At 69.1% G+C, this 12,192-nt stretch carries 11 protein-coding genes and 1 pseudogene; 11 read left to right on the top strand and 1 reads right to left on the bottom strand.

All coding sequences use genetic code 11. From position 1 onward, the window contains the following. Positions 1–123: 123 nt before the first annotated feature. The 10 genes from ACWCO2_RS32900 to ACWCO2_RS32855 all read left to right on the top strand — a co-directional run bounded on the left by ACWCO2_RS32900 (position 124) and on the right by ACWCO2_RS32855 (position 10,845). The gene (locus ACWCO2_RS32900) at positions 124–579 is read left to right on the top strand and encodes a YncE family protein (protein ID WP_450131696.1); all 456 of its coding nucleotides are present in this window, start codon (positions 124–126) and stop codon (positions 577–579) included. A gap of 225 nt (positions 580–804) precedes the next feature. After that, entirely contained in the window at positions 805–1,170 is a 366-nt protein-coding gene (locus tag ACWCO2_RS32895; protein WP_450131695.1) for an Lrp/AsnC family transcriptional regulator, read from the top strand. Further along, a complete protein-coding gene (locus ACWCO2_RS32890; protein ID WP_450131694.1) occupies positions 1,143–1,364 on the top strand; it encodes an Lrp/AsnC ligand binding domain-containing protein in 222 nt (73 codons plus the stop codon). The genes ACWCO2_RS32895 and ACWCO2_RS32890 overlap by 28 nt, the downstream gene beginning before the upstream one ends. Before the next feature lie 156 nt (positions 1,365–1,520). Beyond that, positions 1,521–2,876 carry an ABC transporter substrate-binding protein gene (locus ACWCO2_RS32885; RefSeq protein ID WP_450131693.1) on the top strand — a complete coding sequence of 452 codons (1,356 nt, stop codon included), beginning with the start codon at positions 1,521–1,523 and terminating at the stop codon, positions 2,874–2,876. Continuing rightward, positions 2,869–3,801 carry a carbohydrate ABC transporter permease gene (locus ACWCO2_RS32880; protein WP_450131692.1) on the top strand — a complete coding sequence of 311 codons (933 nt, stop codon included), beginning with the start codon at positions 2,869–2,871 and terminating at the stop codon, positions 3,799–3,801. The genes ACWCO2_RS32885 and ACWCO2_RS32880 overlap by 8 nt, the downstream gene beginning before the upstream one ends. Further along, a complete protein-coding gene (locus tag ACWCO2_RS32875; RefSeq protein WP_450131691.1) occupies positions 3,798–4,646 on the top strand; it encodes a carbohydrate ABC transporter permease in 849 nt (282 codons plus the stop codon). The genes ACWCO2_RS32880 and ACWCO2_RS32875 overlap by 4 nt, the downstream gene beginning before the upstream one ends. A gap of 2 nt (positions 4,647–4,648) precedes the next feature. Further along, a complete protein-coding gene (locus ACWCO2_RS32870; RefSeq protein ID WP_450131690.1) occupies positions 4,649–6,676 on the top strand; it encodes a beta-galactosidase in 2,028 nt (675 codons plus the stop codon). A gap of 52 nt (positions 6,677–6,728) precedes the next feature. Then, positions 6,729–8,906, top strand: coding sequence for an MGH1-like glycoside hydrolase domain-containing protein (locus ACWCO2_RS32865; RefSeq protein ID WP_450131689.1), 2,178 nt, complete (start codon positions 6,729–6,731; stop codon positions 8,904–8,906). Between the two features lie 256 nt (positions 8,907–9,162). Beyond that, the gene (locus ACWCO2_RS32860) at positions 9,163–10,164 is read left to right on the top strand and encodes a hypothetical protein (RefSeq protein ID WP_450131688.1); all 1,002 of its coding nucleotides are present in this window, start codon (positions 9,163–9,165) and stop codon (positions 10,162–10,164) included. A gap of 276 nt (positions 10,165–10,440) precedes the next feature. Then, positions 10,441–10,845 carry an integrase core domain-containing protein gene (locus ACWCO2_RS32855; RefSeq protein ID WP_450131687.1) on the top strand — a complete coding sequence of 135 codons (405 nt, stop codon included), beginning with the start codon at positions 10,441–10,443 and terminating at the stop codon, positions 10,843–10,845. A 129-nt stretch (positions 10,846–10,974) separates the two neighbouring features. Here ACWCO2_RS32855 and ACWCO2_RS32850 read toward each other — a convergent pair whose 3' ends face one another. Next, positions 10,975–11,199, bottom strand: a complete 225-nt coding sequence (locus tag ACWCO2_RS32850; protein ID WP_450131686.1) for a hypothetical protein — start codon at positions 11,197–11,199, stop codon at positions 10,975–10,977. 448 nt (positions 11,200–11,647) lie between these two features. Between ACWCO2_RS32850 and ACWCO2_RS32845 the strand changes: the two are divergent. Beyond that, a pseudogene (locus tag ACWCO2_RS32845) lies at positions 11,648–12,192 on the top strand (IS3 family transposase); the annotation flags it as partial.

The raw sequence follows: 12,192 nt of genomic DNA, 5'->3' as shown, positions 1-12,192 counted from the left end.
GTGGACCACCGACGAACGCGGTGGTTCGGAGACCGTCATCGACGCCTCCAGCGGCACCTCACGGGTACCGTCGCTCTGGGCGGGGAGGTCGGCAACGTCGCATACGACCCGGTCGCAGATCAGATGCTGGTGGACGTCCAAGCCCACGACGAGCTGGCCGTCATCGACCCCACCAAGCTCACCGTCACCAGAACGATCCCGCTGCACGGCTGCGACCACGACCACGGGCTGGCGCTGGCCCCACCGCAACGACTCGCGTTCGTGGCCTGCGACGGCAACGACGAGCTGCTGACCGTCGACATCGACACCGCAGCGATCGTCGCGACCGCTCCGATCGGCCACCAACCCGACGTCCTCGCCTACGACCCGAGCGCGCACTGGCTGTACGTGGCAGCAGAAAGCGGCTGGCTGACTGTGCTGGCCCAGCACAACCACGAGCTGGAAGTGAGGGGCTCGGGCCATCTCGCCGACAACGCGCACGTCGTCACCGTGGACCCCACCACCCACCACGGCTACTACCCCGTGCCCAGCGGAACGAGCGGCCACCCGGCCCTGCTGGAACGAGAACCCGTCGGCTGACCAGGACATCACGATCCACCGCTGCGGCGGCGGTGCTGCGCAGCGTCCCATAACCCGCGCAAGGATCATTCGCCTTCTGTTGCGGTATCGGCATGGCGCCGCAGTTCGGCCTCCGCAGCGGAAGCCTTCTGCTCACCAGGAGTCGGTTTCCTGGTGTCTGCTTGCTGCAGCGGTCCCTCAGCCGGTTCGGAGGAATGTTCCCGTGGTGTCTGCTTTCCCTGCGTCATGACATCCGCCTTCGGACAACGGTCGGATGACGGAGCATCCGTCCCCTCCTTATTCCCCCGTGGCCGGTATGGCAAACATCGGAGATCGCGTGCGGGCGACGCGCCTCGTGCAAGTTTCCGGCGTGTGGAAGCGATTGATCGCGGAATCTTGCAGGAATTGCGTGCTTGCACCCTGACCTGGTTCGAACTCCTTGCGCAGGTTTCCGGGGTCGCGGCATCCTCTGTCAAACGTCGCATCGCGCGGCTCGAGGCGTCGGGAGTGATCCGTGGGCACACCCAACAGATCGATCGACGGGCGTTGGGCCGGAGTTGCTGGCCCTGCCCGGAGTCTTGGCGGTGCCAGGAACCTCCGGTGACGAGTTGACCGATTCGCTGACTGCGCAGGAGGAAATCGTGCGGGCATGGACCACCGCTGGCAACGCCGACGCACTCACCCCGATCCACGCGCGGGACACCGACCCCCTGGCGGAGATCGTCCTTCGGCTGCAACGCATCCCGGCCATGGCCCACGTCCGGGCCCAGGTGCTGCTCAGCGAACTGGTCAACCGCAGCGGGTGACGCGGCGGCGTACGCCCCGACAGGCATCCCACGGCGTGCAGGACCGCATCCGGCCCCGCGCTCGATCACCCTGCGCTGAACCTCGGCGTGCCCAGAACCCGGTAGCGGAGGCAGTCGTGCCCGGGCACGTCCGGCCTCGCGGGACAGGAGACGGATATGCGGACAACCAGACGCCGCTCGCGACTGCGGCGGGCAGTCGCGCTGCTGGCGGGTTTGCCCCTGGTCGGCGGATGCGCCATCGGCGGTGCCGACATGGCCCCGCTGGCCAGCAACGGACAGCAGCTCGTCGGCGTCGTCGACGCCCCCGACTCGGTCTCCGGGAACGTCACCGTGTGGTCCTGGGACGTGGCCGCGGAGGGGTTGCAGGCGCTGGTGCCGGAGTTCCGGAAGAAGTACCCGAAGGTCACGGTGACCATTGTGGACATCGGGTACGACAACGCCTACGACAAGATCTCCGTCGGGTTGCAGTCCGGCTCCGGGCTGCCGGACGTGGTGACCGTCGGCACCGACCACATGGCTGGCTACTTCGGCACCTTCCCGCACGGGTTCGTCGACCTGGCCCCGGCCGCGAAGGGCGAGCAGCAGGACTTCGACCCGACCAAGTGGCAGTCGTCGACCGACGGCCACGACCGCCTCTACAGCCTGCCCTGGGACTCCGGGCCGGTCGGGTTGTTCTACCGCCGGGACTACCTCGCCACGGCGGGTGTCGACCCGGCCTCGCTGATCACCTGGCAACAGCTGCTCGACGCCGGGAAGCAGATCAAGGCGACCACCGGGAAGAAGCTGCTCGTCGACGACATCACCAACGAAACCAGCATGTTCCCGATGCTGCTGCAACAGCAGGGCGCCTCGTACTTCACCCCGGACGGCCGGGTGGCGCTGGACAGCCCGGAGGCGCTGAGGGCGCTGCGGCTGCTCAAGGACATGCAGGACGCCGACCTGATCGACAACGAGAAGGGCTGGGACGGCCTGGTGTCGGCGACCAAGTCCGGGACGGCGGCCACCGCGCCGACCGCCGTCTGGTGGACCGGCACCCTGACCTCCGAGATGCCCGAGCTGGCCGGAAAGTTCGGCGTCCTCCCGCTGCCGGCGTTCGACCTCGGCGGCCCCACCACGTCCAACAGCGGCGGCTCAACACTGGCGATCCCGAGCCAGGCCGCGAACCCGACCGCAGCCTGGGCGTTCGTCCACTTCGCACTGGCCAGCAGAAGCAACGCGGTCGAGACGATGCGGCAGCAAGGTCTGTTCCCGTCCTATCTGCCCGCGCTGTCCGACCCGTTCTTCGACGAACCGCAACCGTACTTCGGGAACCAGCCGGTCTACCGGCTGTTCGCCGACATGGTCGGGCACGCGCCGCCGTTCGTCTACACCACGGATTCCAGCCGGGCCAGCGACCTGGTGAACAACATGGTCGCCGGGGTGCTACTGAACGGGAAAGACCCGGCTCAGGCACTGCGCGACACCGCGCGGCAGATCGCCAACGCGACCGGTAGGGAGCTCGCCCATGACTAGCGAGGTCGCGATGCCGACCAAGCCCGCGAGAACCAAGGAGCGCCGGCGCGCGATCGGCCGATTCCGGGCAGGACGGCCGGGGTTCGGCTGGGTGTTCACCGCCCCCGCAATAGCGCTGTTCGCCCTGTTCTTCGCCTATCCGCTGCTGGCCAGCCTGCTGCAGAGCTTCCTGGGCCGGCGCGACGGCGAGACCGGCTGGGTGGGGCTCGCCCAGTACCGGCGGATGCTCGCCGATCCGCAGGTGGGCACCGCGCTGGCCAACGCCGGGTTGATCCTGCTCGTGCAGGTGCCGGTGATGATCGGGCTGGCCTTGGTACTCGCGCAGGTGCTCAACCAGTCCTGGCTGCGGTTCCGCACCTCGTGGCGGGTGGTGTTCTTCCTGCCCGCGGTGACCACGCTGGTCGCCTACGCCGTGGTGTTCCGCGTCCTGCTGACCACCGACGGCGGCGTGGTCAACCAGTTGCTGGGCTGGCTGCACCTGCCGCCGGTGGACTGGCTGAACGACCCGACATGGGCGAAGGTGGCCCTGATCGGCTCGATCACCTGGCGCTGGACGGGCTACAACCTGGTGATCCTGCTCGCCGGCCTGCAGGCGGTGCCCCGCGAGCAGTACGAGGCCGCCGCGATCGACGGGGCCGGCACGGCGACCACCTTCCTCCGCGTGGTGCTCCCCCAGCTCAAACCCGTGATCCTGTTCTGCACGGTCACCTCGACCATCGGCACGCTCCAGCTGTTCGACGAGAACTTCGTGCTCACCAAGGGCGGGCCGGACAACGCGACGCTGACCCCGGTGCTCTACCTCTACCGGGTCGGCTTCCAACAGCTCGACTTCGGCTACGCGGCCGCGATCGCCTGGTTGCTCGTGGTGCTCATCGGCGTGCTGTCGGCGGTCCAGTTCGCCGTGCTGGGAAGGAGGTCGGCATGACCGGGACCGCACATCGACGGACACCGGGCCGACTGCTGGTCCGGACCCTGCTCTGCGCGCTGCTGGCGGTGGGCGCGGTGGCCAGCATCTTCCCGTTCTACTGGATGGCGGTGGCCGCCACGCACACCACCGCGGAACTCTTCGAGTCCCCGCCGCCGTTGCTGCCCAGCGACCAGATCATGGCCAACCTGCGCGCGTTGCAGGACGAGGCCGGGTTCGGCCAGGCCGTGGTCAACAGCCTGCTGATCGCGGTGCTCTACACCATCGGCAGTTCCGCGGTGAGCGCGCTGTGCGGGTACGGCCTGGCCAAATACCGCTTCCGCGGGCGCCGGATGCTGCTCGGAATACTGCTGGTCACCATCATGATCCCGTCCCAGGTGCTGCTGGTCCCGCTGTTCCAGATGATGGCCAGCGTCGGCTGGATCAACAGCTACCAGGCGGCCATCCTGCCGTTCCTGGCCAACGCGTTCGGCATCTTCCTGATGCGGCAGTCCTTTGTGGACTTTCCGGACGAGCTGATCGAGTCCGCCCGTCTGGACGGTGCCGGCGACCTGCGCATCTTCTACCGGATCGTGCTGCCGGTGTCCCGACCGCAGCTGGGTGCCCTGGTCATCTACACCTTCATGACCCAGTGGAACGCCTTCATCTGGCCGTTGCTGGTGTTGCAGACCCCGGACAAGCGGACGATCCCGGTCGCGCTGAACACCATGATCGGGCTGACCCGCGTGGACTACGCCGGGCTGATGCTCGGCTCCTTCCTGGCGACGCTGCCGCTCGTCGTCGTGTTCGTGGCTTTCCAGCGGCAATTCGTGTCCGGACTTCTCGGCGGGGCGGTGAAGCAGTGAGCATGACCAGGGTTCCTGGCCTGCTGTTCGGCGGCGACTACAACGCCGAGCAGTGGCCGGAGGAGATGTGGCCGGAGGACGCCGCGCTGATGCGCGCGGCCGGTGTCAACCTGGTAACGGTCGGCGTGTTCGGCTGGTCCAGGCTGGAACCGGCCGAGGGGACCTACACCTTCGACTGGCTGGACCGGTTGCTGGACGTGCTGCACGAGCACGGCATCGCGGTCGACCTGGCGACGGCGACCGCGTCTCCCCCGGCGTGGCTGGTCCGCCGCTACCCGGAGGTGCTGCCGGTGACCGCGGAGGGCGTCCGCCTGGAGTTCGGCAGCCGCCAGCACTACTGCCCGAGCTCGCCGGTGTTCCGGCAGGCCGCCGCGCGCCTCGTCGAGCGGCTGGCGGACCGCTACCACGACCACCCGGCGGTGGCGATGTGGCACATCCACAACGAGTACGGCGACCACGTGACCGAGTGCTTCTGCCCGGTCTCCGCTGCGGACTTCCGGTCCTGGCTGCGGCGCCGGTACCGCACCCTGGACGCCTTGAACTCGGCTTGGGGCACGGCTTTCTGGAGCCAGCACTACTCCGACTGGTCGCACATCGAGCCGCCGCGCACCGCGCCCGGCCCGGGGAATCCGACCCAGCAGCTGGACTGGCAGCGGTTCAGCTCGGATGCGCTGCTGGAGTGCTACCGGACGGAGAAATCCGTGCTAGACCGGTATTCCGGGGCGGTGCCGGTGACGACGAACTTCATGAGCATGTTCCGCAGCCTCGACTACTGGGCGATGGCCGCCGAGGAGGACGTGGTCTCCGACGACGCCTACCCCGATCCGGCCGACCCGCAGGCGCACGTCCACGCGGCGATGAACTACGACCTGATGCGCTCGCTGCGACACGGCGCCCCCTGGCTGCTGATGGAGCACGCGGCGTCCGCAGTCAGCTGGCGTCCGGTCAACGTGCCGAAGTCCGCCGAGCTGTCCCGGTTGTGGAGCCTGCAAACGGTGGCCCGGGGCGCGGACGGCGTGCTGTTCTTCCAGTGGCGGGCGTCCATCGCCGGTGCGGAGAAGTTCCACAGCGCGCTCCTACCTCACCGCGGGACGTCGAGCCGGGGCTGGGCGCAAACCACGCGGCTCGGGGCGGACCTGCAACGGCTCGCCGAGGTGGCCGACAGCAGAGTGCCGACCGAGGTGGCGGTGGTGCTGGACTGGCACAACTGGTGGGCGCTGGAACTGGACGAGCACCCCAGCAGCCGGATGCGGTGGCTGGACATCGTGCGCGCCTGGTACGAGCCGCTGTACAAGCGGAACCTGCCGGTGCGGTTCGTGCCGCCCGGCGCGGACCTGACCGGGGTGCGGCTGGTCCTGGCGCCGAACCTGTACCTGTGCGAGCCGGACACCGCGCACTGGCTGGCCCGGTACGTCGACGGCGGCGGGCACCTCGTGGTGGGACCGTTCAGCGGCGTGGTGGACCGGGACGACCGGGTGCACCACGGCGGGGCCCCCGGCCCGCTCGAAGACCTGCTCGGGATCGCCGTCGACGAGTGGTGGCCGCTGGCCGACGGGGCGGTAACCCGGCTGGCCGCCGCCGACGACGCCGACCCGGACCGCTACCGGCACGCCACGACCTGGGCGGAGTGGGTCGAGGCGGGCACCGCGGATCCGGTCGCCCGATACGCCGACGGCGAGCTGGCGAGCGTACCCGCGATCACCCGAAACCACCGGGGCGGCGGGACGGCCTGGTACGTCGGCTGCGGGCTGGACTCCCCCGGGCTGGACGTCCTGCTCGGCGACTGCCTCGACGCGGCGAACGTCACTCGCGGGAGGACGCCGCGCGGGGTGGAGGCGGTCCGCCGGCTCGGCGTCGACGCCGAGTACCTGTTCCTGCTCAACCACAACACCGAGCCGGTGACGGTCGCGCAGCTGCGCCCGGCCGGGGTGGACCTGCTGACCGGGCGGCCGTCGGGGTCCGAGATCGAGCTGCCCGCCCGGGGCGCGGCGGTGCTGCGCCGTCCACTTCGGACGGAAGAAGTCCACTGAGGATGGATGGTGCGGTCGACCGACCAGGCACCAGGACGGAAGAGGGGTGGGTATGAGGGTCGTCCGGAGATTGGCCTGCCTGGCCGCTGCGGTGCTGCTCGGCACCGGACTGGTGTCCGCCGACGTCGCCGCGGCCGACCGGGGCGGGCCGCCGTCCCCGCCGCCGGCTGAACCGAGCGCCTGGCCGGATGTGCTGGACCTGCACGGCACCCCCACCAGCGCGGAGCCGCCCGAGTTCAACCCGCTGAACGCCTTCTCCGACGCCGGTGCCTGGCACGGCTACGGGCTGCCCACCCCGGGCGACCGCCGGCTCGCCGGCGGCTTCACCGGTCCGCTGTACCTCGCCCAGGAATATCCCTGGTACCTGAGCAGCGAGTTCACCCGCATCCGGCTGCGCGACGCCGACACCGGCCAGCCGGTCGACCTCGGCGCCGACCCACACCCTCAGCTGGTGTCCTACCCCGGCGCGCTGGAGCAGAGCTACGACGTCGACGGCGTGCACCTGACGCTGCGGTTGCAGTTCACCAGCAACCGCACCGCGCTGGTGCAAGCCCGGCTTCGGAGCGACCGGCCGCGCCGGCTGGAGGTCGGTTGGGACGGCAGCCTGCTCACCCCGGCCAGGGCCACGGTGCGCGACGCGCTCGCGCTGGCCGCGACCGGCCGCGGGGTCGCCGTCGACTTCGCCCGGGTCCGGGACACCTGGAACTTCATGACCAGCGGTGAGGAACGATTCGAGGTGCGCCACGCCGAACCGGTGACCACCACCGTCACCGGCAGCTCCTACTCGACCGCGCTGCGCACCCCGCTGTCCCTGCCCGCTGGCGGCACCCGCGACCTGGCCTGGACCGAGACCTACACCTTCACCGCCGCGGAACGGACCGCCCAGCAGCCGATGGTCGACCGGGCGCTGCACCAGCCGCAGCAGGCCGCGGACGAGGTCCGGCAGCGCTGGCGGCGCTACCTCGGCTCGGCGCTGTCTGGGGTGCCGACCGAATACGCCGGGCTGGCGGTGAAGAGCGTGGAAACCCTCGTCACCAACTGGCGCAGCCCGGCCGGGAAACTGGCCTCCGACGGGATCACGCCGTCTCTGACCTACAAGTGGTTCGCCGGTGGTTTCTGGGCCTGGGACTCGTGGAAGACGGCGGTCGGGGTCGCCCAGTTCGACCCGGCGCTGGCCGAGTCCACCATCCGCTCTGCCTTCGACCACCAGGTCACCGCAGACTCGGCGCGCCCGCAGGACGCGGGCATGGTTCCGGACTGCGTCTTCTACAACGCTCCCGCGGACGGCGGCGGAAACTGGAACGAGCGCAACAGCAAACCGCCGCTGGCGGGGTGGGCCGTCTGGGAGGTCTTCCAGCGCAACGGCGACTTGCGCTTCCTGGCCGAGCTGTACCCGAAGCTCGTGGCCTTCCACGACTGGTGGTACCGCACCCGCGACCACGACCACAACGGCATCGCCGAGTACGGGGCCACCGCGGACCCGCAGAACGCCACGCCCGCCGACATCCGGCAGGCCGCCGCGTGGGAGAGCGGTATGGACAACGCGCCCCGGTTCGACCGCTCTGGTGTCCTGACCAACACCGACCCAACCGGCCGGGTGATCGGGTACTCGTTGGACCAGGAGTCCGTCGACCTCAATGCCTACCTCGCCGCCGACGAGCGGTACCTCGCCCGGATCGCGACCGCGCTGGGCAGGCCGGAGGACGCGGTGCGGTTCGGCGCGCAGTCCGAGCGCGTCGCGGCCTGGCTGCGCGAGCATGCTTTTGACCCGGCCAGCGGCTACTACTACGACGTCAACGTCGCAACGAAGCGGCCACTGGCGGAGCGCGGCATGGGCATCGAGGGGGCGATACCGCTGTGGGCGGGCGTGGCGTCACCGCCGCAGGCGGCCGGCGTGCGGCGGGCGCTGCTCGACCCGGACGCATTCGGCACCTACCTACCGTTCCCGACGGTCTCGGTGTCGGCACCCGGGTTCGACCAGACGGCCTACTGGCGCGGACCTAACTGGCTGGACCAGACGTACTTCGCCATCAGCGGGCTGACCGACCACGGCTACCAGCCGGACGCAAGGCGGGCCGCGACCGCGCTGGTCCGGCGGGCCGACGGGCTCCTCGGCGACGAGCCGATCGGGGAGAACTACGACCCGCTCGTCGGGACCCGACTGAACTCCAGCAACTTCAGCTGGTCGGCGTCGGTGCTGCTGATGCTGGCGAAGTCGACGCTGCGGTAGCCGCCCCGGCCCGCCGATCGCGTTGTCCAAAGCTCTCCGGCTTTCCCACCTTCCCTCGCGATCAAGGAGGCGGGCGAGCTGGGCTGGGTGCTGGCGGTGCTGGCCGCGATCGCCGCCGTCGACTTCGCCTGGGTCGCGCACCGCAAGCGCCGCGGCGAACCCGGCTGACCGGGCCCGTCGGCGCGGCGTTGACTGGCGGTGCGCGGTTCACGCATGCTGGTGTTGATCGACCGTCGAGCCGAACACAGGTGGCGGCATGAGCTTGGTGATCGGCGTCGTGGTGCATGCGCGTCGCCTCGAGATCTTCAAACAAGCCGCCCGCACCGTCACCGGTGCAACCGTGCGATGGGCCGTCTACCAGCAGCAGTCGCAGATCGGCGACCGCGTGCGGGAACTGCTCGCCGAGCCCCGGATGGACGGCATCCTGCTGGGCCTGCTGCCGTTCGAGCTCGCCCGCGACCTGCTGCCGGAGTCCATGGTGGTCGCGGTTCCGCAGCCGTCCGCGTTGGACCTGGCGCTGGCGTTCGGGCGGATGCGCGCCGAGTTCCCGCTGGACACCCCGGTCAGCATCGACACCTTCGACCGGGAGATCGTCGACGAAGTCGCCTCCGCGCTAGGCGTCGAGGCGCTGTCCCTGCCCTACTCGCCTGGGCAGCAAACCGCCGACATCGTCGAGCACCACCGGAATGTGCTGCGCAGGCGCGGCGGTGCCGTCATCACCATGCGCATGGACGTCGCCGACCGGTTGCGCGCGGAGGTTTCGATGATCAACAGCAGCACCGTTCCCTCGACCGTGCGCGCCGAACTGCACGAACTCGTACTGCGCATCCGCTCCGGGCAGGCCAGCGCCTTCCGCTTCACCGCCGGGATCTTCCGCGTCCACGAGCAGCCCCGCGCGGTCGACGTCGAGCGCGCGCGGGTCGGCATGGCGAACCTGCCGAGCAGAGCTTCTGGTGCTGCGGCACGAGAATGCGGTGCTGCGCCGCCAACTCCAGGGCCGTGTCCGCTACGAGCCAGCCGACCGGCTCTGGCTCGCAGCACTGTCGTCCCTGATACCCCGGCCCCGCTGGGCACAGGTCTTCGCCGTCACACCGGGCACACTGCTGAACTGGCACCGCAAGCTGATCGCCAAGAAGTGGGACTACATCCACCGCCGAGGCAAGACCGGGAGGCCACCGACCCACAATGCGATCAAGAGGCTGGTGATGCGCCTGGCCCAGGAGAATCCCCGCTGGGGACATCGCCGGATCCAGGGTGAACTGGCCGGACTTGGCCACTCGATCGCAGCATCCACCATCTGGGAGATCCTCACCGCGGCAGGGTTTGACCCGGCCCCGCGGCGAAATGGCCCCACGGGGAAGCAGTTCCTCAACGCCCAGGCCCAAGGCTTGATCGCATGCGACTTCATGCACCTGGACACCGCCCTTGGCCAACGCCTCTACACCCTGGTATTCCTCACGCCACCCGCCGACTGCACATCGCCGGCGTCACCGCTCGCCCGACCTCAGACTGGGTGACCCAGCAGGCTCGCAACGTGACCGCTGGCCTGGGAGTGCGCGTCCAGTCGCTGCGCTTCCTGCTCCGTGACCGCGACGCGAAGTACACCAACGCCTTCGACGCGGTCTTCGAAGCCGAGGACATGGAGATCTTGAAGTCGCCTCCCCGGGCACCCAAGACGAACGCACACTGCGAAAGAGCCATCGGCAGCAGCCGCCGCGAGGTTCTCGACCACACCCTCATCCTGAGCGAGAACCATGCTCGCCGCGTACTGGCCGAGCATCAACGGCACTTCAATGAGCATCGGCCACACCAAGGTCGCGGTCAACTGCCTGCCGCACGCCAGGAACAACCAGCTCCCGTCCACAGCCTCGACGCCTGGCAACTTCTCCGCACCCGTGTTCTCGGCGGTGTGATCAATGAGTACCGATACGCAGCCTGAGCTGCAGCGATGACTTTTCGAGCGGGACAGGGTGCGCACTGCGCTGGATGAGATCCTCCGCGATGACACGCTGGCCGACGGCTGGCGGTTGGTTCTGGTGCGGCTGCGCGTGTGCTCAGCCGGAACGGACTACTCGGTGTCGCTGTTCTGGCGACCGAAGTAGAAGAAGCCGAGAGAGAACGAGACTATGACGAGCACGACGGAGGTGACCCAGTGTCCGGCCCACGGGAATTGCGCGGTAAAGCTGTCGGCCAATGCTAAGCGGCTGGTCAATATGGCAAGGAACATGCACACGCATGCCCCGACGAAGGAGATCCGGCGCGCGACCTTGGAACGCCGCCAGCGCTGGCTCATGGTCTTCCTCCTCAGGAACTCCGCCTCGTGATCGAAGCTTAGCATCGCAGGCCGGCCAGCCGACCGGACTCGTCGAGGCCGGGCAAACGCAGGCGGGCGAACACGTTTCGTTGTTTCGCGCGATTATGGATAGTCGCGGGGTGCAGCAGTCGCAGCTCGGGCACACCGGCGGGCACCCAGGGCGTCTTGCGATGGCGGAGTTGTTCTCCTTCATCGCGGTTCCCTTTGGGCGCCGCCGTTTCAGGGCTGGTGCTGGTCTTTGGCCTCGGCGGCTTTCACTTCGCTGTGCACTACGGCGAGACTGACGCCGACGCCGCGGGCGATCTCGCTTAGGTGGCACGCCGGTGGAAAGTCAACCCGCGACAACGCGCTGCGCCAGCAGGGTCTGCCCAGGGTTTGGTTGTCACCTGATGTGTGAGGCTTCGGCCTCGCCTGGAAGGATGCCACCGTGCCCAAGCCCTATCCCCAGGAGTTCCGTGATGACATGGTCGCCGTGGCCAGGCTCCGTTGAAGCAGGTCGCCGCCGATTTCGGGATCTCCGAGTCCTGCCTGGCCAACTGGTTGCGTGCCGCCGACGTCGAGGACGGTAAGCGCGCCGGGACCACACGTGAGGAGTCCGCAGAGCTGCGGGAGTTACGCAAGCGCAACCGGTTGCTGGAGCAGGAGAACGAGGTCCTGCGTAAAGCGGCGGCGTATCTGGCGCAGGGCAATCTGCCGGGAAAATAGTGTTCCCGCTCGTCCATGACCTGGCCGCGGCCGGCGCCTCGATCAGGGTGCCGGTCGCGGTGACGTGCAGGGTGCTGGGCATCTCCCGGCAGGCCTACTACCAGTGGTGCGGTGAGCCGGTCTCGCAACGGGACTGGGACGACGCACATTTGATCAACGCCGCGCTCGAGGCCCACGCCGACGACCCCACCGAGGGATATCGGTTCATCGCCGACGAACTCGCCCAGCGTGGGTTCACCGCGTCGGAGAACCGGGTCTGGCGGATCT

The organism is Saccharopolyspora sp. NPDC002376 (assembly GCF_053593195.1).
Note: the sequence above shows the minus strand (reverse complement) of the source record. Positions and strands in the feature narration are given on the sequence as shown.